Genomic DNA, 21,743 nt, shown 5'->3' with positions numbered 1-21,743 from the left:
GCCGCCCGTCCTCAGAGCTCGCAGTTGATCTCGACCTCGGCGTCGCACCGGTCGATCCCCGGGCCGCCGTTCGCCACGTCGTAGCCGGGACCGCCGATCAGGGTGTCGTTGCCGGAGTGGGACGCGTTGTCGGGGCTGTCGCCGAAGAGGTAGTCGTTGCCGGTGCCCCCCGTGATGTTGTCGTTGCCGTTCTGGCCGCTCACGCCGAAGTACGTCCCCACCGACACATTGGCCGGGTCGCTGGGGTTGAAGTTGTCCGAGCCGTCACCGAGGCAGACCACGGCGGAGGTGCTGATCAGGTCGGAGAAGACCCAGTCGTCCCCGGAGAAGGCGTTGACGACGCTGCCGGGTGTGCCCCAGATGGCATTGGCGTTCTTGTCGCCCTCGATCGTGGCGGTGAGCGGGACGCCGGTCTTGGGGTCGGTGCAGGTGGTCGCCGTCGGCGCCGTCGCCGGGGCCGCCGCCTGAGCGGCCCCGGCGGTGCTGAGGGCGGCACCGGTGAGGGCCGCGGTACAGGCCAGCAGCGCGGTGAGGCGTCTGCTTCCGTGTCGGGTCATGCGGTGTTCCTCCTCGGAAGGGATACGGAGTGACGCCGCACAGCCTTCCGCCCGGCCACCCGGCGCGTCTTCGTGAACCAGGGAGAAAACACCCGCCCGCCACGGGCGCGGGACTGTCAATCCGCGCAACCCGCCCCGGGCCTACGGGGTGTCCGGCGGATCACGCGGCGGAGCCGCATGGCAGGGGCTCCGCCGGAGCCCGGGGCCTGGGGCGGAGCCCCAGTATCGGGAAGGGGCGGGGAGGGGAACAGCCCGCCGCAGGCGTCACGATCCGCCGGAAAGCCCTAGCCCGCCTTCTTGACGAACTCGGTGGTGTAGGTCTTCTTCAGATCCACCGTGGCGTTCTTCAGATTGGGGTTGAACGCCTTGAGGACGCGCTCGACGGTCGCCGGGCCGTCCGCCGGCATCACCCCGTCCTTGGTGAACATCGGCAGGGTGCTCTTGATGGACTCCGCGTAGAGCTTGGCGCCGCCCTGCGCGTAGTCGCTCGGCATCTTGGCGGCGATGTCCTCGGCCGAGTGGGTGGACATCCACTTCAGGGTCTTCACGAAGGCGTTGGCGAGCTTCTGCACGGTGCCCTTGTGGCCGTTCACCCAGTCGGCGTTCATGTACAGCGAGGAGGAGGGGTACAGACCGCCGAGGGCCTGCTTGGAGCCCTCCGGTGTGCGCATGTCGATCAGGACCTTGCCGATCTTCTGCTCCACGATCTGGGCGACCGTCGGATCGGTGGTCATACCGCCCTGGATGGAGCCCTGCTTGAGGGCCGAGATGAAGGTCTGCCCCGCGCCGACCGCCACCGGGGTGAACTCGCTGGTCTTCACGCCGCTGTCGACCGCGAGGTACTTGGTCAGGAAGTCCGTGGAGGAGCCCAGACCGGTGACACCGAGCTTCTTGCCCTTGAAGTCCTCGGGCGACTTCAGGTCGCCCGCCGCCTTGTTGGAGACCACCTCGACCTCGCCGGGGGCCTGGGCGAGCTGGACGACGGACTCCACCTGCTTGCCCTTGACCTGCAGATCGAGGGTGTGGTCGTAGAAGCCGACGACGCCCTGGACGTCGCCCGCGACCAGCGAGGTGGTGGCCTGCACCCCGGCGGGCTCGGTGAGCAGCTGGACCTTGAGGCCCTCCGCCTTGAAGTAGCCGAGCCGCTGGGTGAGCATCGCGGGCATGTAGATGACCTTGTCCAGGCCACCCACCATGATCTTGACCTTGCCGTCCTCGCCGCCGGAGGCGCTGGAGTCGCCGCCGCAGGCGGTGAGGGTGGTCAGAGCGAGCGCCGCGGCGACGGCGGCCGCGGAGAACTTGGCACTGCTGTGCATGGGGTCACGTCCTTGTGAGCGGGGATGAGCGGGGATGAACGGGGAGACGGAGGGCGGGGCCCGGCGGGAGCCGGGAAGAAGGGGGCGGGGCTCAGCGGTCCTCGCCGGGCTGGGCGGGCTTCCAGCGGAAGAGCCGCTTCTCCAGGAAGGTCAGCAGCCCCTCGGCGAGCAGGGCCACCACGGCGAGGATCACCATGGCGGCGTACACACCGGCGGCGTTGAAGGTGCCCTGCGAGGAGGACACCAGCAGGCCGAGCCCCTTGGTGGCGCCGATGTACTCGCCGACGATGGCGCCGATGAGGGCGAAGCCGAAGCTGACATGGAGGCTGGTGAAGATCCATGAGGTGGCGGAGGGAATCACCACCTGGAGGGTGACCTGGCGGTTGCTCGCGCCGAGGATCCGGGAGTTGGCCACCAGGTTGCGGTCGACCTCCCGGGCGCCCTGGAAGGCGTTGAAGAAGACAGGGAAGAAGACCAGGACGACGGCCGAGGCCACCTTCGAGGCCGGGCCGAGGCCGAACCAGATGAGGAAGATGGGCGCGAGGACGATCCGCGGCAGCGCGTTGAGCACCTTGATGTACGGGCCGAGCACATCGGCGAGGAAGGCGATCCGGCCGAACGCGATCCCCAGCACCACACCGGCCACGACGCCGATGCCCCAGCCCAGGAGCGCCTCGTAGAGCGTGTACCAGATCTGCTCCCACAGCGAGCCCTGCGCGGTGCCGTGCAGTGCCCACTGCTTGAGCTGCTCCCAGATCTTCGAGGGCATCGAGAAGTTGAAGGGGTCGATGACGGAGGTGCGGGCCAGCCATTCCCACAGCCCGATGACGCCGAGCAGCACCAGGGCCCGGGTGCCCTGGACGAGGATGGCGCGGTTGCGGGCGGCGCGCGCCCGGGCCCTGGAGCGCTCGGTACCGGGTGTCTTGCCGACGGCGGGGGCGGCCGTGGCGGAGATGGTCTCAGGCATCGACGGCACCCCTCTCGCGGGTGATGCGGACCTCTTCGCCGAGCGAGGACCAGATCTCCCGGTAGATCTCCACGAACCGCGGCTCCAGCCGCACCTGCTCCACCTTGCGGGGCCGGGGCAGATCGATCTCGAAGACCTCCTTGACGGTGGCCGGTCCGGCCGTCATCACCACGACCTTGTCGGCCAGGGCGATGGATTCCTCCAGGTCGTGGGTGACGAAGACGACGCAGGCGCCGGTCCCCGCCCACAGCTCCAGGAGTTCGTCCGACATCAGCGCGCGGGTCTGTACGTCGAGCGCCGAGAACGGCTCGTCCATCAGCAGGATCTCGGGGTCGTTGACGAAGGTGGAGGCCAGCGCCACGCGCTTGCGCTGGCCGCCCGACAGCTGGTGGGGATAGCGGTCCTCGAAGGAGGAGAGGCCGACCCGGGCCAGCCACTCACGGGCCCGCACCTTCGCCTCCGCCTTGGGCACACCGCGGAAGCGCGGTCCGGCCATCACGTTCGACAGCACGCTGCGCCAGGGGAACACCGCGTCCTGCTGGAAGACGAAGCCCACGTTGGAGGCGATGCCGCGGACCGGTTCACCGGCCACCAGCACATCGCCCTCTGTGGGCTCCTCCAACCCGCTGACCAGCGTCAGTGTCGTGGACTTGCCGCAGCCGGTGGGTCCGACGACGGCGACGAACTCACCGTGTCCGACGGTCAGGTCCAGATCCTTGACCGCGGTGTGGAGGGCCCCGGACGGTGTCCGGAACGCCTTGCTCGTTCCCCGCAGCTCGATGGCGGGGCTGGTGTGGCTGCTCATGGCCGGGAGGGTAGGAGTGACCCGCGCCACAGCGGCAGTCTTGTGAGCACAACGCGCCCTTGCGCTCACAAACCGCGTTCTGCTCGTTTTGCTCGCGCCCGCGCAACGAAAACGCTACGGAGACTGGGCATACGCCCCGGGCGCCTTTACGGTGCCTTCACAGCACCATAAACGGACGAAGCACTACCGCTCGCGTACGGGACCACACGGGACCTCGAGACGGGAGACAGGGGGCCCATCATGCGTATCCGATGGCCCCGGCGTGTCTCCGGTCAGGTGCTCGCCGCACAGCTGTCCATCACCGCCGGGGTGATGGTGCTGGCGACCGCGCTCTTCCTGGCCCCGCTCAGCTCCGAGATCGACAACCAGGCGATGCACCAGGCGCTCGCCATCGCCCAGACCACCGCGGCCGATCCGGACATCGCCCGGGACCTCGCCGCTACGAAGCCCACCCCGTCGGGTCCGGTGCAGCGGGCGGCGGAGCGGATCCGCCGGTCCACCGGGGCGCTGTACATCGTGGTGATGGACTCCCGGGGGGTGCGCTGGTCGCACACCACCACCGCCCGGATCGGCGAACACGTCTCCACCGATCCGCGCGAGGCGCTCTCCGGCCGGCAGGTCCTCCAGATCGACGTGGGGACGCTCGGCCGCTCGGCCCGCGCCAAGGTGCCGCTGCGGGCCAGGGACGGCCGGATCATCGGGGCGGTCTCGGTGGGCATCGGCTACGGCAGCGTGCGCGACCAGCTGCTGGCGGCGGTGCCCCGGCTGCTGCTGTACGCCGGGGCGGCGCTCGCGGTGGGCGTCCTCGCGGCGATCGCCGTCTCGCGCCGACTGCGCCGCCGCACCCACGGTGTGGCGTTCGCGGACATCTCGGCGCTGCTCGACGAGCGGGAGGCGATGCTGCACGGCATCCGCGAAGGGGTGGTGGCCTTCGACCGGCGGGGCCGGATCCGCCTGGTCAACGACGAGGCCGGACGGCTGCTGGGGATCCACCCGGACGCCACCGGACGCACCCTGGAGGAGTCGCTGCCCCCGGGCCGTACCACCGAGGTGCTGGCGGGGCGGGTGGACGGGGCGGATCTGCTGACCGTCAGCGGCGGCCGGGTGCTGGTGGCCAACCGCATGCCCACCAAGGACGGCGGGGCGGTGGCGACGCTGCGGGACCGCACCGAGCTGGAGTTGCTGGGCCGTGAGCTGGACAGCACCCGCGGGCTGCTGGACGCGCTGCGCGCCCAGGACCACGAACACGCCAACCGGCTGCACACCCTGCTGGGGCTGCTGGAGCTCGGACTGCACGAGCGGGCGGCGCAGTTCGTCGCCGAGCTGACCAACGCCCGGCGTGCCTCGGCAGAGCAGATCTCCGAACGGGTGCACGATCCGATGCTGTCGGCGCTGCTGGTCGGCAAGTCGGCCATCGTGGCCGAGCGCGGGGTCGCCCTGCGGATCTCCCCCGCGACGCTGCTGCCGGGGCGGGTGGTCGATCCGCGCGATCTGGTGACCGTGCTCGGCAACCTCATCGACAACGCGCTGGACGCGGTGGCCGCACACCGCTCGCCCACCCCGCTCATCGAGGTCGAGCTGAGGGCCGAGGGCACCACCGCCGTGCTGCGGGTGAGCGACACCGGTCCGGGGGTGCCACCTGGGATGCGCGAACAGATCTTCACCGAGGGCTGGTCCACCAAGCGGTCCGCCCCTCGCGGCCCGGACGGCCCCGACGCCCACGGCGGGTCCGCCGCGGTGTCGCCGCGCGGCCGGGGCATCGGACTGGCCCTGGTGCGGCGGCTGGCCGAGCGATACGGAGGGATGGCCCGGGTCACCGCCCGGGCGGGTGGCGGGGCGGTGTTCACCGTCGTCCTGCCCGAGGCCCTCACCGGGGACGACACACCCACTCATGAGTTCACCGCAGCAGGAGAGTCACGATGATCGACGTTCTTGTCGTGGACGACGACTTCCACGTCGCCGAGATCAACGCTGCGTATGTGGCCCAGGTGCCCGGCTACCGGGTGACCGCCCGCGCCCATACCGCCGCCCAGGCCCTCGCGACCCTCGAACGCACCCCGGTCGACCTCGTTCTGCTCGACCACTACCTGCCGGACGAGACCGGGCTGACGCTGGTGCGCCGGATGCGCCAGCTCGGCCACCACGCGGACGTCATCATGGTGACGGCGGCGTGTGATGTGGCCACCGTGCAGGCCGCGATGCGCCATGGCGCACTGCAGTACCTGGTCAAACCGTTCAGCTTCGCCGGACTGCGGGCCAAGCTGGACGGCTACGCGGGACTGCGCCGCACCCTCGATGGCGTCGGCGGGCGCGGCGAGACCGGTCAGGAGAGGGTGGACCGGATCTTCGGCGCCTTCGCGGCCGCCGACACCTCCGGTCCCGCCCTCCCCAAGGGCCACTCCGCGCCCACCGTCGACCTCATACGCCGGGTCCTGGACCAGGCCGACCACCCGCTCTCCGCCCATGAAGTGGCGGAGCGCACCGGCATCAGCCGCTCCACGGCCCAGCGCTATCTGAAGTACCTCGAGCATGCGGGCCGTATCAGCCTCACGCTCAAGTACGGGGACACCGGCCGTCCCGAACACCGCTACACATGGGTGGCGGTGAACTGACGGCACCCCTCAGCTGGTGGCCGTGGCCTCGTACAGGCCACGGCCGGAGCGCTGGGCCCGGTCCGAGGAGCGCAGCCGCTCGAGGGTGTTGCGCACCGAGTTCACATTGGTGCGGGACTCTTCGCGGCCCAGGGCCTCGTTGACCTCGGAGGCCCGCATGGGGCGGCCGGCCTTGCGCAGCGCGGTCAGCACGCTGTCGGCGAGCCCGGTGGAGCGCTCGGAGGTGGTGGCCGTGTCCTTGGTGGCCTTCTCCGCCGGCTTCTCCGCGGCCTTGGTGCTCTTGGCGGTCTTGGCCGTGGCCTTGGTGGCCTTCACCGTGGCCTTGGCCGACTTGGGAGCCTTCGCCGCGGCCTTCGCGGCCGTCTTCTTGGCGGCGGTCTTCTTGGCCGCCGCCTTGGTGCCCCGTCCGGTGGCGGGCGCCTTGCCCGCCTTGCCGCCACTGCGCTGACGGCCGATGGCCGCCTTGCGGGTGGCGGCGGAGGTACGGCCGGTGGTGGCCGTGTCCTCGGCGGACTCGGGCGCGGCGGCCTCGGCGGTGGCCTCGGTGGCCGGTTCCGCGGCCGGCTGGGCCACGGGCTCCGCCACCGCCACCGGGGCTCCGTTGCCGCCCTGCTCGGGCACCGCGGAGGTGGAGAGGGACTGAAGACTGCTCAGGGCGGTGCTGACCGCCTCCAGCCGCTTGGTGACGGCCTCCAAATCACCCTTGAGTGCCTCCTGTTGCTTCTGCAGCTGAGGGAGTTCGGCCTCCAGCACCTCGATGGTCGAACCAACACTGCTGTCCGCGCTCAACGCGTTCACTTCACTTCGTCCCCTTTCTGGGCGTCTGCGCCCATCGCAGCAGCGATTATGCCTGCTGTCAGTGGTGTGCGGTGCCCTGTGTGCCACTACGCAAAACAACCACACATGTCTCAGCACCCCATGAGAGGCCAACTTTCGGTGAAAAAACACGTCTGCGCCACCACGCCCGCGCGACCGATGTCATCCGGAAGGGTGGCGCCGCAAACGCGGTGACGACGTGTCAGGCCCCCGTTTCCGGGGTGCCATCACATGGGTGGTAGAAACACCGTACCTGTCCGAGGAAACCGAGGTAGTCGAGGTAGTCCCATGAAGTTGCGCTGTGCCGTGCTCGACGACTATCAGGACGTGGCGCTGTCGGCGGCCGACTGGTCGGGGGGGGCTCGACGCGGTGGACGTGGTGCCCATCCATGAGCACATCGCCGGTGAGGACGCGGTGGCCGAGGCGATCGGGGACTGCGAGATCGTGGTCATCATGCGGGAGCGCACCCCCTTCCCCGGGTCCCTCTTCGCCCGGCTGCCACGGCTGAAGCTGCTGGTCACCACCGGGATGCGCAATGCGTCGGTGGACCTGGAGGCCGCCGCCCGCCACGGCGTCACCGTGTGCGGCACGGGCAGCTCCGCGCAACCGACCGCCGAGCTCACCTGGGCGCTGATCCTGGGGCTCGCCCGCCATCTGGTGCCGGAGAGCACGGCGCTGCGGGACGGCGGACCGTGGCAGAGCACCGTCGGCACCGAGCTGCACGGCCGCCGGCTGGGGTTGCTGGGGCTTGGCAGGATCGGCGCCCAGGTGGCGCGGGTCGGCCGGGCCTTCGGCATGGAGGTGGCCGCCTGGAGCGAGAACCTGACGGCCGAACGCGCCGAGGCGGAGCAGGTCCGGGCGGCGGACTCGAAGGAGGAGCTGCTGGAGACCAGCGACATCGTCTCGGTGCATCTGGTGCTCAGCGACCGCACCCGGGGGCTGCTGGGCGCGCCGGAGCTGAGGCGGATGCGTCCCACGGCGCTCCTGGTGAACACCTCCCGCGCCGCCATCGTGGACCAGACCGCGCTCGCGCGGGCGCTGCGGGACGGCTGGATCGCGGGCGCGGCCGTCGATGTGTTCGAGCGGGAGCCGCTGCCGCCGGGCGATCCGTTCCGTACGCTGCCGAATCTGCTGGCCACCCCGCACCTCGGCTATGTCACCCGGGGCAACTACGAGCGGTTCTACGGCGATGTGGTGGAGGACATCAGCGCCTATCTTCAGGGCGCGCCGATCCGCCGGCTGACCCCGCCCGAACCAGTCGGCTGACTCGACCCCGAGGAGCGCCAAGGGGGCGTATTCCGACACGTGTTGGAGCCGGTCGGCGACCTCGCCGACCTCGTACGAACGTCCCGTACCCGACCACTGTGCGTCTGCCCGGGCTGAAACCGACGCATGCCCTCCGCCCGGTGGACACTATTCCGTTTCGCCTTCGTCATACCGGACAGGCTGCCTGGCACGGACAACCCATCGGCCCGCACAACAGACCGGTGCCCGGTCCACCGACCCGGCGCCGCGGACGGAGGGAAACGTGGCTCACAGCACATCCGGAAAGCCGACGGCCGAGGGGGCATCGGCCGGGCAGGACGCCCTATGGCACGGCGACGGCGACGGCGGCGGAGGGCCGGGGACCCCGCCACCGAGCCGGCGCGGCATGCTCTCGGTGGCCGCGGCGGCCGGGCTCGGCCTGCTCGCCGGCTGCGGCGAGGAGTCGGCCGGCTCCACTTCCGGAGCGGGCCCGCAGGGGTCCACGAAGGCGCGGCGCTCCCCGTCCGCCACCCCGTCCAGGCACTCCCACTCCCCCACTCCGAAACCGCGGCCCGAGCTGCCGCGAGGCGGCCGGGAACTGTCCCGCTACCGGCTGGTGGGCTACTGCGGGCTGCCCGGGGCCGCCGCGCTCGGCCGGCTCGGCATCGGGGACCTCGACGACCGGGTGCGGCAGATCGAGAAGACCGCCCGGGCCTACGCCGCGGACCGTGAACCGCAGCCGGTGCTCGAACTCCTCGCGACGGTCGCCAACAGCGCCGCGGGCCCCGACGGCACCTACCGCTCCCGCACCTCCTCCGACACGGTCCGCCGCTTCCACGACGCGGCCAAGCGCCACCGCGCCCTGCTGCTGCTGAACATCCAGCCGGGCCGGGCCTCGGTCCTCGGCGAGGTCAAGGCGCTGCGCGAATGGCTGGTCCACCCCGATGTCGGCATCGCCCTGGACCCGGAGTGGGAGATGGGTCCGGGCGAGGTGCCGGGGAACACCTACGGCCACACCAGCGGCAAGGAGCTCACCGATGTGGCCCGCTACCTCTCCGGGATCGTCGACGAACACGATCTGCCGCAGAAGCCGCTCGTCTTCCACCAGGTGGCCGTGTCCGTCGTCAGCGACCAGTCCGCGCTGCGCCCGCAGCCCGGGGTGGTGTTCATCAAGAGCGCGGACGGCATAGGTTCGCCGGGGATGAAGCGCGACACCTGGCGGCAGCTGGTCAGGAACCAGCCCGAGGGCGTGCGCACCGGCTTCAAGCTCTTCTACGAGGAGGACACCGAGGGGAGCCGGCTGATGACCCCGGAGGAGGTGCTGGCCCTGCGGCCACGCCCGGACTACGTCATGTTCGAGTGACCGCGGTGGCCCGCGCCGGGAATCGGGCGGCCCGTGCCACGCACGCGGCCGCCCCCGGCCGGAAGGCGGCCGGGGGCGGCTGGGGAAGGGGCGCTCAGGGGCGTGGCGCCGTCTGCACGGTGAGGGGTTCCTGGGTGGCGACGTCGCCGGGGCCGCGGCGGGTGAAGCGCATGGCCACACAGGCCCCCACGTACAGCACCGCCACCACCAGCAGCAGCGCCTGATAGCCCGTGAGCAGGGCCAGATACTCGAGGGTGCCGCCGAACAGGGAGCCCAGCAGGTTGGCGCCGAACGCCGACGTGGGGTCGGCGGCCGCCGCCAGCCGGTCGGAGAAGATGAGGTTGGCGCAGAAGATGGGGGCGAAGGCCAGCGCGATCGCGGCGGCCAGCCGGGCGGCGAAGGGCAGCCCCAGCACCACATGGGACGGGACCAGCCAGGCGATGGCGAGGCTGGCGAACAGCATCAGTTGCAGCACCAGCTGATTGACCCGGCGCAGCCTGCGCCGGACCTCCACCGCGCACAGCACGGCGAGCAGCACCCCCGCGAAGACCATCGCGTTGACCAGCCAGGTGGTGCCGAAGTAGAGGGCGAACCCGATCACGTTCTTGGTCTCCAGCAGCATGAACGCCGCGCCGAGCAGGAACATGTCCACGTAGCGGGCGGTGCGCCTCAGCCGGACCCCGGTCAGCCGTACCGACACGAGCGTCACCAGCAGGATCGCGCCCAGGACCCCGATGTAGAGGGTGGGGATGGTGCGGTGCAGCAGATACGGGAAGGGGTGGTCGTCGCTGGCGGCCGGGGGCACCGGGCCGGAGGGGCGCCACGCGGAGGCGGTGCAGGACTGGTCGCCGGAGGTGACACCGGCCACCAGCACGGCTGCCTTCTTGCCCCCGTAGTGGGTGATGCAGGGGGCGTGTCCGAAGACGGAGGTGACGGTGGAGCCGAACCGGTCGATCAGCCAGTTCTGGCGGTAGTAGTTGTACATGGCGAACGCGCCGCCGGGGGCGACGTGGCGGTGGGCCGCCTCGAACGCCTGCCGGGTGAACAGATAGCTCTCCAGGCGCAGGTTGCTGGCGCCGGACACCAGGGTCAGGGAGTCCGGCAGGGCGAGGACGACCAGGTCGTAGCGGGTCTTGGTGCGCTCGAGGAAGGCCCTGCCGTCGTTGATGTGCACATGGACCCGGGGGTTGGCGTAGGGCCGGGCCGGGTGCAGTGAGGCACCGATCTCCTGCAGCCGGGGGTCGATCTCCACGGCGTCCACCCGCTGGGCGCCGTGGGCGAGCGCCATCGCGACGTCGTTGCCATTGCCCGCCCCGATGACCAGCACCCGGCGGTGGGAGTTGCGCGGGGTCTCGCGGTAGGGCTGCTCGTACGGGGAGTCGGGGCGTCTGAGCACCTTCAGCGGGGCGATGGACTGGTGCGGTACGCCGTTGGCGGAGATCTTGTAGTCCCGGCTGCCGGAGGTCGGCCTGGTGACCTCGATCTTGTAGTACGGGGACCAGGAGATGCCGCTGGCCGCCGTCTCCAGCGCCAGGATGGCCACCATCAGCGCGAGCGGCACCGAATATCTGATGGTGTTGCGGCGGCCGCCGAGGGTCAGCAGCGCCGCCGCGGCGATCACCCCCCACACCACCGACGGTGCGCGCAGCCACGACAGCAGCGCGAAGGACACCGAGCCGGTGAGCGAGCCCAGCAGGTCGAAGCGGTACGCCTCGAGCGAGGGCAGCCGCCGGAACTGATCGGCCGTCATCTTCCCGATGGCCATCATGATCAGCGCGGTCAGCCCGAAGAGCACCGGCAGGGTCACCCACTGGGGCAGACCGGTGGTCTTCACGGCGGTGAAGTAGATGACCTCGCCGCTGGTCTGCCGCACCTGCACGGGGAACTCGCGCACCAGGACGACGAGAACGGCGAGCGGGACGGGCGTCCAGCGGGTCAGCCACTGCCCACGGCCGGCGGGCAGCAGGAATCCCAGGCCGATCCCGAGGAACGAGCCCAAGAGGATGAAGTTCGAGAAATAGCTCAGATGGACGATATTGGCGCCGGTCCACCGGATCAGCGCCAGCTCGACGAAGAGCATGGTGGCGCTGGCCAGCAGCAGCCTCGCGCGCACGTTTTGCGGTCCTGGGCTGTGCTCCATGCCGGCCACGCTGTCATCCGGGGCGGGGCAGGTCGAGCACCCACACGGCCCGTGCCGTCGGCCGGATGGCGGGCGTCCGGCGCCTCGGAAAGTGGCTCCGGCCGCTCGCCTTCCGTCCGCACGATGAGTCGCCACCGCGCCACCGCCGCGACCGTCGGTGCAGGTCAGCGGCGTGGCTTGGGGTGCGGTGCGACGGCCGTACGGGGTGGGGTGGTCACATCGCGGCAGGTGTCCCGGGTCCGCTCCCCCGGCCACCGCCGTACGGCGTTCGGGTCATGGCGCGGCCGGTGTCCGTCACCTGCCCGGGCCAACGGCGGACGCCCGCGCGGCGGAGGCGGACCCGGATGGCGGAGCGGGGTGGCGCCGGGTGCGCCTGGCGAGGACCACCGCCGCGGCCACGGTGGCGGCGAGCACGGCCCAGGAGACGATGTCGCCCGTGCGGGAGTACGGGGTGCGCGAACCATCGACGGGAACGTCGGCGTACCAGACGCCCGTGTCGGTGGTGGTGTCCTGGGTGGACAGCAGCCGTCCGGTGGCGTCGTAGGCGCTGGACTGGCCGTTGAAGTCCTGCCGGACCAGCGCGTACCCGTTCTCGATCGCGCGCAGCCCGGCCATGGCGGTGTGGGTGCGCCCCATCTCGGGCCAGTCGCCGCCGGGGACGAAGACGATGTCGGCGTCGATGTGATTGCCCGCCGGGAAGTCGGCGTCGTAGCAGATGACGTTCGCCAGCCGGCCGTACGGGGTGTCGACGACGGGCACGTGGCCGTCGCCGGGTGTGTAGATCTCGAGCCCGGGGATGGGCCGGGCCTTCTCGTAGTCCCACAGCTTCCTGCCGTCGGGGCCGAAGAGATGGGTCTCGTCCCTGCCGTGGGGCGCGTCCGGCAGATACGTCAGGTCGGCCACCAGGAGATAGACGTTGTTGGCGTCGGCTGTCGCCGATGCCTGCCGCAGATACGTGCGGTGGTCCTCGTCGGCCACCCGCGCGGCGTTCTCCGACCAGACGACGATCCGCGCACCGGCCGCGGCCGCCCGGGCGGTCTGGCGGAAGAGGTCGTCCAGGAGGGGTCCCATGGCCCGGCGCACATCGGCCCGGTCGACGCGGCGCGGGTCGGTGACGGCGAGCCGGGAGGCGCCGTGTACCGCCGTCTCGGCGTCGATGGCCGCGTGGCTCGGGTTGATACCCGCCACTTTGACGGTGTCGCCGCCCGTGTCCGTGGACATCGTGCGGAGCTGTCCGCCGACGACGATCAGCGCGACGGCCGTGGCGTAGGCGGCGGCCCAGCGCGGCGCGGGCCGGTGCGGCCCGCGCTCCCAGACCAGATTGCCGATCGTCGCTCCCGCCCCGATGACGAAGGCGATGGCGTACGGCCCGGTCAGCGCGGTGATCTGCAGCAGTGCGGTGCTCGCGTGCTGGGACGCGGCCCGCATGCCGTACGCGGTGCCGAAGGGGCCGTACGTGCCGAGGAGGAATTCCACGGACATGGCCGCGGCGGGGAACAGCAGCACCCGGCCGAGGGTGCCGGCGCGCGGGCCGAGCAGCCGGTCGACCGCATACGGCAGACCGTAGGCCACTCCGAAGGCCACATCGCCCAGGAAGGTGAGCCAGGTGATGGGTACGGCGAGTTCGGCCATCCACACCGCGGCCGACGCCACCGTGACGGCGAACACCGTGGGCAGGGCGACGAGCGGGCGGGCGTGGCGCAGGAAGCGGAGGAGGAGCAGCGGCGCCACCCATGCGGCCAGGGGCACGTCGAACCGGCCGCCGACGGACAGCAAGGACGCCGCGGCGCCGGCCCACAGGCACAGCCAGGGGCGTTGAGCGGGCGGGGCGAGTCGTTCGGTCATCGGGCACTCCTGTGCGCGGGCCGCGTCCCCACGGACCGGCCCGCATCGATGTGTACGATGTCCACATTGAAGGATGGAGGTGTGGACACTGTCAACATCCACTGGCTCGGGGTACCACCACGGGGATCTGCGAGCGGCCCTGCTGGACTCCGCTCTGGCGCTCCTCAACACCGAGGGCCCGGGCGAGCTGTCATTGCGGGCGGTCGCCCGGCACGCCGGAGTCTCCCCGAACGCCCCCTACCGCCACTACCGCGACAAGGAGGCGCTGCTCGCCGCCCTCGCCACCCGGGGCTTCACGGAGCTGGGCGAACGACTCGCCGCGGTCGCCCCCGGGGAGGAGCCCGACGCGGAGGTCATCGCCATGGCGTGCGCGGCGGTCGACTACGCGCTGGACCACCCCGGGGTGTACCGCCTGATGTTCGGGCAGGCGTGCAGCAGCCACCCCGACACCATCGCGGCCTCCGACGCCGCGATCGCCATCGTGGCGGAGCGCATCGCGGCCGTCGCGGAACCGGAGCGGCGCGAGGCGCTGCGGATCGGGATCTGGGCCCTCGTCCATGGGCTGAGCACACTGCTGCTGGACGAACGGCTCGGCACACCGACGCGCGCCGAGGCCGACGCCCTGGTGGAGACAGTCGTACGCACCATGCTGGGCGCCGGCCCCGAACGGCCGGACGGGGGATCCGCGGCCCGGTGAACACCGCGCCGCTCAGCGGGCGTTCCGCCGGGTCAGCTCCCCCCGGTGGCGTAGAACGGCTTGCACACGGTGCCCACGTAGTCCGTGGCGATCTCCAGCACTCGGCTGCCGTCCGCCGAGGGCAGCAGCGCCGAGCTGTAGTTGGGGCACCAGTCGACCACCTTGGAATCCACCCGCACCGGTGCGGAGATCGAACGCCAGGCTCCGGTGCCGCCATTGCTGTTGGTCCAGACGGTGGCGCCGCTGCCGGTGGCGGTGGTGCCGTCGGCGTTGTTCAGGACCTGACCGACGAGGAACAGCTTGCCCCGGGGATTCCCGGGCTCAGGGGCCCAGGCGAGGTTCGGCGTATGGGTGAAGTACTTCCCGTCGGCGGTCTCGGGACGGTAGCCGAGGTGAGCGGGGTCGCCCCAGTCCCAGCCGTCCCACGAGGTCCGGTAGTGGACCACGCATGAGTACTGCCCCTGGGCGGCGCAGATCTCGTATGCCATGAAGTACTGGCCGTCGGGCAGTTTGCGCACGATGGGCATACCGGGCCGGTCGGAGGCGAGTTTGCTGGCGACGGTGGCGTGGTGGCCCGTCCAGGTGATCCCGTTCGCGCTGCGGGCGGCGACCAGCTTCTGGCTGTGCGCGGGGTCGGTCTCGTCCGAGTAGTGGGCCACCAGCCGTCCGCCGGAGTCGACGGAGAACTCCGGCTCCCACAGTCCCTTGGTGTTGGGGGCGGTGGCCACGGTGGACAGATAGGACCAGGTACGGCCCTGGTCGTTGCTGCGGAAGACCCGGATGGCCATCCGGCGATCCGGCTCGTCCTGGCCGATGGAGGCCGCCCACAGCAGGGTCCCCGCGGGCATGGCGCCGACGGCCCGCGGCAGTTCGTACAGGGTGGCGCAGCATTCGCCCTGTCCGCCCGACGCCTCGGGGTCGGCCACCTCGCCCACCTGCCGGAAGGTGGCGCCGTCGTCGGTGCTCTCGTAGATGGCACCGAGCCCGTCCGAGCCGCGGAAGGTGACCACCGAGGCGAGGACGCGGCCGTTGGCGGCGCCGCTGTGCTGAAGGCGCAGGGCGCGGGGGTAGAGGCCGGTGCCGTCGCGCAGCAGGGTGCCGGAGGCGGCCGCGGCCGGGGGTGCCTGGAGGGCCAGGAGCGAGCCCAGGACGGCCAGGAGGGTCAGCAGGGTGGGCAGGAGTCTTCGGTACGGCGTGGTCATGCACGCTCCCTCGGGAGGAGTGGTGAAGGGGGAGAGGGGCCCGGGCCCTGCGTGGCGCAACGCTAGAGAGAATTTCCAACGTTGTAAATCCCTTGCGCAGGCTTCGCGAGGGCCGGGGGCGGCACGCGCCTCCGCCCCGTTGCGCCACGGCGTAACGGGGCGGTCGGGGCGGTGCGGTCAGTGCTCCTGGGCGGTGGGGCGCACCATGATCTCGTTGACGGCGGCGTGCGAGGGCTGGGTGACCATGAAGGCGATCGCGCGGGCGATGTCCTCGGGGTGCAGCCAGGACTCGCGCGGCATGCCGCGCCCGGCGGCGGCGATCGCGCTGTCGGTCGTCAGCTCCGTGGCGACCATGCCCGGCTCGACCAGCCCCACCCGGACACCGCGGGCGGTCACCTCCTGGCGCATGGCCTCGCTCATGGCGCCCACCGCGTGTTTGGTGGCCGAGTAGACGCCGTTGCCGGGACGTACCAGCCGGCCGGCCACCGAGCTGACGTTCACCACATCCGCCACTCCGCGCGGGCCGTCGGACGCCGTCCGCAGCAGATGTGGCAGCGCCTGCTGGGAGGTGTGCAGCACGGCCCTGACGTTGAGGTCGAGCATCCGCTCCCAGCCCTCGGGGTCGCTCTCCTCGACCTTGCCGGGCACCACGAAGCCGGCGTTGTTCACCAGCACATCGAGCCGTCCGCACTGCTCGACGGCGTCCTCGACGCACCGGCGGGCCTGCGCCGTGTCCCGCAGATCGGCGGTGAGGACGACGCCGGAGCGGCCCTCCTTCCGCACCGTGGCGGCCAGGTCCTCCAGCCGTTCGGTACGGCGGGCCACCAGTGCGAGATCGGCTCCTTGCCGGGCCAGCGCCACGGCGGCGGCCGCTCCGATGCCACTGGACGCGCCGGTCACCAGCGCCATGCAGCCCGACAGCGGGCCGTAGGAGGGCGCGGCCCCTGCGGCGTGCCGGTCGTTCCCGGTGTTCATATCCGTCACCCTGGCTCCCTGGTCTTACGGGGGTGGGGAGGCCACGGGGTTCACGTGGCCGGGGCGTGGACCGGGTACCCCGGCGGAGGCCATCCATCGCCCCCGTTCCTCCTTCTCGGCGGGCTTACCGGCGGGCTTCCCGGCGCGCTTCCCGGCGGGCTTCTCAGCCGAAGGCGCCGCTGTAGGCGTTGAGCGCGGGCTGGCCGCCGAGGTGGGCGTAGAGCACGTTGGAGTCCTTGGGTATGTCGCCGTCGCGGACGAGGTCGATGAGCCCGGCCATGGACTTGCCCTCGTAGACCGGGTCGAGGATCACCCCTTCGAGGCTTCCGGTGAGCCGGATCGCCTCGATGGTGGAGTCGACCGGGACGCCGTAGAGGTCCCCGGCCCAGCCCTCCAGCACGGTGATCTCCTCATCGCGCAGCTCCCGGCCGAGGCCGATCAGCCCGGCGGTCCCGCGTGCGATCTTCTCCACCTGGGCACGGGTCTCGGCCGGTTTCGCGGAGGCGTCGATGCCCAGGACCCGGCGGGGGCGGTCCTGGCCCGCGAAGCCCGCGATCATGCCCGCCTGGGTGGAGCCGGTGACGCTGCACACCACGATGGTGTCGAAGAAGACCCCCAGCTCCCGCTCCTGTTCCTGGACCTCCCGCGCCCAGTTGGCGAAGCCCAGACCGCCCAGCGGATGGTCGGAGGCCCCGGCGGGGATCGGATACGGCGTACCGCCCTCGGCGCGTACGTCCTCCAGGGCCTGGCTCCAGCTGTCCTTGAAGCCGATGCCGAATCCCGCGTCGACCAGCTTCACCCGCGCGCCCATGAGCCGGGAGAGCAGGATGTTGCCCACCTTGTCGTTGACGGAGTCGGGCCAGTCCACCCAGCTCTCCTGCACCAGGACGGCCTTCAGCCCCAGCTTCGCCGCCACCGCGGCGACCTGGCGGGTGTGGTTGGACTGCACACCGCCGATGCTCACCAGGGTGTCCGCGCCCTTCCGGAGCGCGTCGGGGACGAGGTACTCCAGCTTGCGGGTCTTGTTGCCGCCGAAGGCCAGTCCGCTGTTGCAGTCCTCGCGCTTGACCCAGACGCGCGCCCCGCCGAGACGCTCGCTCAGCCGGTCCAGGGGGTGGACCGGGCTGGGGCCGAACAGCAGGGGGTGGCGCTCGAAGTCATCGAGGGACATGGGTGGCTCCTTGTGGGTGGTGCCGGATATCCGCCGATCCCTGCCCCGCCCCTCCCCCTCGGCACACGGTTCCCTCTCCACCGTCCCGCCGGCACACGAGCCGAGCCCTCCCAGGCCGCCCCCGTCAGTACCCGACCGGCGTATGCCAGTAGGCCGTTGGGGTCCCGCTGCTGTCCAGCCTGAGCACCCTGCCGCCGGGACGCGGCGACTATCTGTGCCTGAGCCCTCGTACCGCCGAGACGGCGCTCGACCGCCGAGTCCACCCCGTCCCCGCCCCACTCGCCCAGGGAGCCGAGACCATGCCCCAGTACTTCCGCGACTCGCCCGAGTCTCTCGTTCCCGACGCGCTCGCGGGCTTCGCCGCCGCCCATGCCGATCTCGTCGCCTACAACCCCGACCACGGATATTTCCGCACCCGCCACACCGCGCCCACCCGCCGCGTCGGGCTGGTCTCGGGCGGCGGCTCCGGCCATGAACCGCTGCACTCCGGCTTCCTCGGTACGGGGATGCTGGACGCCGCCTGCCCCGGCCGGATCTTCGCCTCGCCCCACAACCGGCAGATCTTCGAGGCCAGCCGGGCCGTCGCCCGGGCCGACGGGGTGCTGCACATCGTCAAGAACTACACCGGCGACCGCATCAACTTCGGCATCGCCGCCGAACGCCTCGCCCACGAGGGCATCCGCTGCGCCCGTCTCCTCATCGACGACGACCTCGCCACCGACTCCGACGACATCGCGGTCGGCCGCCGCGGCACCGGCGCCACCCTGATCGTCGAGAAGATCCTCGGCGCCGCCGCCGACGAGGGCCGCGGTCTCGAGGACCTGGTGGCGCTCGGCACCGATGTGACCCGGCGGGCCCGCAGCCTCGCCGTCGCCGCGGCCGCCCACACCACGCCCCAGTCCGGCACACCGGCCTTCACCCTGCCCGACAACGTCCTGGAGTTCGGGGTCGGCATCCACGGCGAGCGGGCCGAGGGGACCACCCCGCACGCACCGCTCGGCAAGCTGGTCGAGACCATGACCGACCAGCTGCTGGCCGCGCTGCCGGACAGCGCCGGGTCACGGGTGCTCGCCCTGGTCAACGGGCTGGGCTCGATCACCTCGCTGGAGCTGTACGGCATCCGCCACGCGGTCGCCAAGGCCCTGGACGACCGCGGTGTCGGCCTCGACCGGTCGCTGACCGGCACCTTCGTGAGCGCCCTGGACATGCGGGGCTTCTCGCTGACCCTGTTCGCCACCGACGCGGAGGCGCTGCGGCTGTGGGACGCCCCCGCCCGCACCCCCGCCTGGCCCCTGTGATCCGTCCGGCCCCCGTGACCCCGCCACCGCCCCGAGGAGTTGCCCCGCTCATGCCCGACCAGCCCGGCCCGAAGGGCCTCACCCACACCGCCGTCATGGACTGGATGACACGGTTCGCCGCCACCGTACGCTCCGTGGAACCCGAGCTCACCGCGCTCGACCAGAAGGCGGGCGACGGGGACTTCGGCGCCAATCTGGTCACCGGGATGGACGGTGTCCGCCGCGCGCTGGACGCCCTGGCGGCGGGCGCCGGGAACGGCGAGCGGGACCGGCGGGGCCCGGACGCGCCGCTGGACGCCGCCGCGCGGGTCTTCCTCGACGACGTCGGCGGCACCAGCGGCCCCCTGTTCGGGCTGCTCTTCCAGGAGCTCGCGGACGCGCTGGGGATGGCGGCCGCCCCACCCGGGACCGCGGCGCTGGCCCTCGGCACCGCCGCCGGCGCGGCCGCGATCCAGCGGGTCGGCGAGGCCGAGGTGGGCGACAAGACGATGGTGGACGCCCTCGTCCCCGCCGCGCGGGCCCTCGCCTCCTGCGAACCCACCGCCGACCCCGCGCACGCGCTCCATGTGGCCGCGGTGGCGGCCCATCGGGGCGCCCGCTCCACGACCGATCTGCGCGCCCGCCGCGGGCGCGCCAGCTACACCGGCGACCACTCGCGCGGCGTACCCGACCCGGGCGCCCTGGCCGTCGCCCTGCTGTTCGCCTCCGCACACGCCGAGCTCACCTCGATCGGCCGGCTCCCCGTGTCCTGAGGAGGAAGGCCGAGGCCATCAGGGGATCCCCGGAACGTGCCGCCCGCCGGTGAACGCCACGGCCGGGCCGCACGTACTGGGATCCGAGTCCTGGCCCGCATGAGAGGAGCAGAGCGGGGCAGACGACCAGGATTCGACTGTCGGCTCGATCAAAGGTGTCCGGGAGAATCTGTGCAGCAGGAGACCGCCGCCCATGTGACCACGCCACCGGCCGTGCCACGGCCACGCGAAGGCGGCGCGACCGGAGGCCGGACGCGCGACCCGTACTTCGACAACGCGAAGTACCTCACCATCGTGCTGGTGGCGTGCGGCCACGCATGGGAGCCGCTCACCTACGGCAGCCGGGCGGCCACCGCGATCTACCTGACGGTGTACGCGTTCCACATGCCCGCGTTCGCCCTCATATCGGGCTACTTCTCGCGGAGTTTCGACATGGCGCCGGGGCGGGTGAAGCGGCTGCTCACGGGCGTCGTCGTGCCGTACCTGGTCTTCGAGGTGGCGTACACGCTCTTCTACCGCTGGGCGCAGGACGATCCGGGCTATCCGATCAGCCTGCTCGACCCCTGGTACGTGATGTGGTTCCTGGCCGCGCTGTTCATCTGGCGGGTCACCACCCCGCTGTGGCTCGCGCTGCGCCATCCGGTGCCGGTCGCGCTGGCGGTGGCCGCGCTGGCCTCGATCTCACCGGAGGCCGGCGGGGATCTCGGTCTCCAGCGGGTGCTGGCGTTCCTCCCGTTCTTCGTGGTCGGGCTCACCCTGCGCCCGGACCACTTCACCCGGTTGCGGACCCGGCGCGCCCGGCTGGCCGCCCTTCCGGTGGCGGCCTTCGCCCTGTGCACGGCGTACGCGGTGGCGCCCTGGATGGACGCGGAGTGGTTCTACCACCGCAAGAGCGTCGCCAAGCTGGACGGCGTACCGTCCTGGGCCGGTCTGCTCACCACCCCCGCCCTCTTCGGTCTGGCGCTGGTGCTGACGGCCTGTTTCCTGGCCTGGGTGCCGGGGCGCCGGACCTGGTTCACCGCGCTCGGCTCGGGCACGCTGTACGGCTATCTGCTGCACGGCTTCATCATCAAGTCGTCCCGTTTCTGGGACTGGTACGACCATCCGTGGCTGCACACCCCGCTCGGGGAACTCGCCGTCACGGCGGCCGCGGTGCTCATGATCACCGCACTGTGCACGGAGCCGGTGCGGCGGGTCCTGCGCGCTCTGGTGGAGCCACGCATGGACTGGGCGTTCCGGCGCACCGGTTCGTCAGCCGGTTCCTGAGGCGGCCGGCGCTCCCTGAGGGCGGCGGGGCGCTTCCCCGTCGGCGGCCGGGAATCCCCGTCAGCGGCGGCGGACCTTCACGGTGTTGTCGACGCGGGTGGCCGGCTTTCCTTCGGGGTCGGTCATCTTCTCCTCGTGGGCCTCGCTGACGAGGACGTCCCACTCCCCGTCCGCGAGGTCGAGCCCGGCGAGCACCTCCTCGGGGGTCGGGAAGTGGATGTCCGGATCGGGGTCAGTCGCCCAGGACGGGAATCCGGCGTGTCCGGTGATCAGCAGCACTCCGCCCGGTGCGACGGCGCCCGCGGCGCTGCGCAGGATCCGCTCCCGGGGCAGCTCGAGCCAGGAGTGGAGGAAGTAGGTGGAGACCAGGTCGAAGGTGCCGGCCGGGAAGGACACGGACAGGTCGTGCGGCTGCCATTCGATGCGGTCGGCGACACCTTCCGACGCCGCGTGTCCGGCGCCGCGGTCCAGGGCCACCTGGGAGACGTCGACGGCGGTGACCCGCCAGCCCTGCCGGGCGAGCCAGATGGCGTCGGCGCCCTCGCCGCAGCCCAGATCCAGTGCGTGGCCGGGGGTCAGCCCGGTGACCTCACGCACCAGGGCGGCGTTGGGCCTGCCGCTCCAGACGCGGTCCTCGGCGCTGTAGAAGGTGTCCCAGAACTCCCCGTGCGTGGTGTCGGGCGAGATGCCGTGCGGCTTGGTGGTCATGTCGGAT

The 21,743-nt window shown here is 71.7% G+C and carries 18 protein-coding genes and 1 pseudogene; 8 read left to right on the top strand and 11 right to left on the bottom strand.

The window, feature by feature from the left end; genetic code table 11:
* Positions 1 to 11: 11 nt before the first annotated feature.
* The 4 genes from LIV37_RS51940 to LIV37_RS47960 all read right to left on the bottom strand — a co-directional run bounded on the left by LIV37_RS51940 (position 12) and on the right by LIV37_RS47960 (position 3,645).
* On the bottom strand, positions 12 to 557 hold the full coding sequence (locus tag LIV37_RS51940) for a calcium-binding protein (RefSeq protein WP_020874321.1): 546 nt from the start codon (positions 555 to 557) through the stop codon (positions 12 to 14).
* 284 nt (positions 558 to 841) lie between these two features.
* A complete protein-coding gene (locus tag LIV37_RS47970; protein WP_020874320.1) occupies positions 842 to 1,873 on the bottom strand; it encodes an ABC transporter substrate-binding protein in 1,032 nt (343 codons plus the stop codon).
* A 91-nt stretch (positions 1,874 to 1,964) separates the two neighbouring features.
* Positions 1,965 to 2,840, bottom strand: coding sequence for an ABC transporter permease (locus LIV37_RS47965; protein WP_020874319.1), 876 nt, complete (start codon positions 2,838 to 2,840; stop codon positions 1,965 to 1,967).
* Positions 2,833 to 3,645 (bottom strand): ABC transporter ATP-binding protein, encoded by an 813-nt coding sequence (locus LIV37_RS47960; RefSeq protein ID WP_020874318.1) that lies wholly within the window; start codon positions 3,643 to 3,645, stop codon positions 2,833 to 2,835. Before LIV37_RS47960 ends, LIV37_RS47965 begins: the two co-directional genes overlap by 8 nt.
* Before the next feature lie 240 nt (positions 3,646 to 3,885).
* Between LIV37_RS47960 and LIV37_RS47955 the strand changes: the two genes are divergently transcribed.
* Both LIV37_RS47955 and LIV37_RS47950 read left to right on the top strand, forming a co-directional pair.
* Positions 3,886 to 5,568 (top strand): sensor histidine kinase, encoded by a 1,683-nt coding sequence (locus LIV37_RS47955; RefSeq protein ID WP_020874317.1) that lies wholly within the window; start codon positions 3,886 to 3,888, stop codon positions 5,566 to 5,568.
* The gene (locus tag LIV37_RS47950) at positions 5,565 to 6,257 is read left to right on the top strand and encodes a response regulator (RefSeq protein ID WP_020874316.1); all 693 of its coding nucleotides are present in this window, start codon (positions 5,565 to 5,567) and stop codon (positions 6,255 to 6,257) included. The genes LIV37_RS47955 and LIV37_RS47950 overlap by 4 nt, the downstream gene beginning before the upstream one ends.
* Before the next feature lie 9 nt (positions 6,258 to 6,266).
* Here the strand turns inward: LIV37_RS47950 and LIV37_RS47945 are convergent, their stop codons facing one another.
* Positions 6,267 to 7,055, bottom strand: a complete 789-nt coding sequence (locus LIV37_RS47945) for a prephenate dehydrogenase (protein ID WP_121826507.1) — start codon at positions 7,053 to 7,055, stop codon at positions 6,267 to 6,269.
* 306 nt (positions 7,056 to 7,361) lie between these two features.
* Here LIV37_RS47945 and LIV37_RS47940 point away from each other — a divergent pair.
* Together LIV37_RS47940 and LIV37_RS47935 are read left to right on the top strand one after the other, a co-directional pair.
* A pseudogene (locus LIV37_RS47940) lies at positions 7,362 to 8,340 on the top strand (D-2-hydroxyacid dehydrogenase family protein).
* A gap of 262 nt (positions 8,341 to 8,602) precedes the next feature.
* The gene (locus tag LIV37_RS47935; protein ID WP_121826508.1) at positions 8,603 to 9,682 is read left to right on the top strand and encodes a hypothetical protein; all 1,080 of its coding nucleotides are present in this window, start codon (positions 8,603 to 8,605) and stop codon (positions 9,680 to 9,682) included.
* A gap of 94 nt (positions 9,683 to 9,776) precedes the next feature.
* Here LIV37_RS47935 and LIV37_RS47930 read toward each other — a convergent pair whose 3' ends face one another.
* Both LIV37_RS47930 and LIV37_RS47925 read right to left on the bottom strand, forming a co-directional pair.
* Positions 9,777 to 11,795 carry a spermine/spermidine synthase domain-containing protein gene (locus tag LIV37_RS47930; protein WP_020874313.1) on the bottom strand — a complete coding sequence of 673 codons (2,019 nt, stop codon included), beginning with the start codon at positions 11,793 to 11,795 and terminating at the stop codon, positions 9,777 to 9,779.
* A 321-nt stretch (positions 11,796 to 12,116) separates the two neighbouring features.
* Positions 12,117 to 13,667 (bottom strand): nitrilase-related carbon-nitrogen hydrolase, encoded by a 1,551-nt coding sequence (locus LIV37_RS47925; RefSeq protein ID WP_020874312.1) that lies wholly within the window; start codon positions 13,665 to 13,667, stop codon positions 12,117 to 12,119.
* Positions 13,668 to 13,746: 79 nt separating this feature from the next.
* Between LIV37_RS47925 and LIV37_RS47920 the strand changes: the two genes are divergently transcribed.
* Positions 13,747 to 14,364 carry a TetR/AcrR family transcriptional regulator gene (locus LIV37_RS47920; RefSeq protein ID WP_158634999.1) on the top strand — a complete coding sequence of 206 codons (618 nt, stop codon included), beginning with the start codon at positions 13,747 to 13,749 and terminating at the stop codon, positions 14,362 to 14,364.
* Between the two features lie 32 nt (positions 14,365 to 14,396).
* On the opposite strand, the gene LIV37_RS47915 is transcribed toward LIV37_RS47920, so the two are convergent.
* The 3 genes from LIV37_RS47915 to LIV37_RS47905 all read right to left on the bottom strand — a co-directional run bounded on the left by LIV37_RS47915 (position 14,397) and on the right by LIV37_RS47905 (position 17,712).
* The gene (locus LIV37_RS47915) at positions 14,397 to 15,566 is read right to left on the bottom strand and encodes a sialidase/neuraminidase family protein (RefSeq protein ID WP_020874310.1); all 1,170 of its coding nucleotides are present in this window, start codon (positions 15,564 to 15,566) and stop codon (positions 14,397 to 14,399) included.
* Between the two features lie 177 nt (positions 15,567 to 15,743).
* On the bottom strand, positions 15,744 to 16,541 hold the full coding sequence (locus LIV37_RS47910; RefSeq protein ID WP_020874309.1) for an SDR family oxidoreductase: 798 nt from the start codon (positions 16,539 to 16,541) through the stop codon (positions 15,744 to 15,746).
* 163 nt (positions 16,542 to 16,704) lie between these two features.
* A complete protein-coding gene (locus LIV37_RS47905) occupies positions 16,705 to 17,712 on the bottom strand; it encodes a 1-aminocyclopropane-1-carboxylate deaminase (RefSeq protein WP_020874308.1) in 1,008 nt (335 codons plus the stop codon).
* Between the two features lie 299 nt (positions 17,713 to 18,011).
* Between LIV37_RS47905 and LIV37_RS47900 the strand changes: the two genes are divergently transcribed.
* The 3 genes from LIV37_RS47900 (at position 18,012) to LIV37_RS47890 (ending at position 21,028) form a co-directional block, all read left to right on the top strand.
* Positions 18,012 to 19,010: a dihydroxyacetone kinase subunit DhaK gene (locus LIV37_RS47900; RefSeq protein WP_020874307.1), complete on the top strand. Its 999-nt coding sequence runs from the start codon at positions 18,012 to 18,014 to the stop codon at positions 19,008 to 19,010.
* Positions 19,011 to 19,060: 50 nt separating this feature from the next.
* Positions 19,061 to 19,762, top strand: a complete 702-nt coding sequence (locus LIV37_RS47895; protein ID WP_020874306.1) for a DAK2 domain-containing protein — start codon at positions 19,061 to 19,063, stop codon at positions 19,760 to 19,762.
* Positions 19,763 to 19,933: 171 nt separating this feature from the next.
* Entirely contained in the window at positions 19,934 to 21,028 is a 1,095-nt protein-coding gene (locus tag LIV37_RS47890) for an acyltransferase family protein (RefSeq protein WP_020874305.1), read from the top strand.
* A 60-nt stretch (positions 21,029 to 21,088) separates the two neighbouring features.
* On the opposite strand, the gene LIV37_RS47885 is transcribed toward LIV37_RS47890, so the two are convergent.
* On the bottom strand, positions 21,089 to 21,736 hold the full coding sequence (locus LIV37_RS47885) for a class I SAM-dependent methyltransferase (RefSeq protein ID WP_020874304.1): 648 nt from the start codon (positions 21,734 to 21,736) through the stop codon (positions 21,089 to 21,091).
* Positions 21,737 to 21,743: the final 7 nt, after the last annotated feature.

This window comes from Streptomyces rapamycinicus NRRL 5491, assembly GCF_024298965.1.
Taxonomy (GTDB): domain Bacteria; phylum Actinomycetota; class Actinomycetes; order Streptomycetales; family Streptomycetaceae; genus Streptomyces; species Streptomyces rapamycinicus.
Note: the sequence above shows the minus strand (reverse complement) of the source record. Positions and strands in the feature narration are given on the sequence as shown.

What these genes read in the sequence shown, in the direction of transcription:
- LIV37_RS51940 (WP_020874321.1), bottom strand. Translation starts at nt 557, where the DNA reads ATGACCCGACACGGAAGCAGACGCCTCACCGCGCTGCTGGCCTGTACC.
- LIV37_RS47895 (WP_020874306.1), top strand. Translation starts at nt 19,061, where the DNA reads ATGCCCGACCAGCCCGGCCCGAAGGGCCTCACCCACACCGCCGTCATG.
- LIV37_RS47900 (WP_020874307.1), top strand. Translation starts at nt 18,012, where the DNA reads ATGCCCCAGTACTTCCGCGACTCGCCCGAGTCTCTCGTTCCCGACGCG.
- LIV37_RS47905 (WP_020874308.1), bottom strand. Translation starts at nt 17,712, where the DNA reads ATGTCCCTCGATGACTTCGAGCGCCACCCCCTGCTGTTCGGCCCCAGC.
- LIV37_RS47925 (WP_020874312.1), bottom strand. Translation starts at nt 13,667, where the DNA reads ATGACCGAACGACTCGCCCCGCCCGCTCAACGCCCCTGGCTGTGCCTG.
- LIV37_RS47970 (WP_020874320.1), bottom strand. Translation starts at nt 1,873, where the DNA reads ATGCACAGCAGTGCCAAGTTCTCCGCGGCCGCCGTCGCCGCGGCGCTC.
- LIV37_RS47885 (WP_020874304.1), bottom strand. Translation starts at nt 21,736, where the DNA reads ATGACCACCAAGCCGCACGGCATCTCGCCCGACACCACGCACGGGGAG.
- LIV37_RS47910 (WP_020874309.1), bottom strand. Translation starts at nt 16,541, where the DNA reads ATGAACACCGGGAACGACCGGCACGCCGCAGGGGCCGCGCCCTCCTAC.
- LIV37_RS47960 (WP_020874318.1), bottom strand. Translation starts at nt 3,645, where the DNA reads ATGAGCAGCCACACCAGCCCCGCCATCGAGCTGCGGGGAACGAGCAAG.
- LIV37_RS47965 (WP_020874319.1), bottom strand. Translation starts at nt 2,840, where the DNA reads ATGCCTGAGACCATCTCCGCCACGGCCGCCCCCGCCGTCGGCAAGACA.
- LIV37_RS47950 (WP_020874316.1), top strand. Translation starts at nt 5,565, where the DNA reads ATGATCGACGTTCTTGTCGTGGACGACGACTTCCACGTCGCCGAGATC.
- LIV37_RS47915 (WP_020874310.1), bottom strand. Translation starts at nt 15,566, where the DNA reads ATGACCACGCCGTACCGAAGACTCCTGCCCACCCTGCTGACCCTCCTG.
- LIV37_RS47955 (WP_020874317.1), top strand. Translation starts at nt 3,886, where the DNA reads ATGCGTATCCGATGGCCCCGGCGTGTCTCCGGTCAGGTGCTCGCCGCA.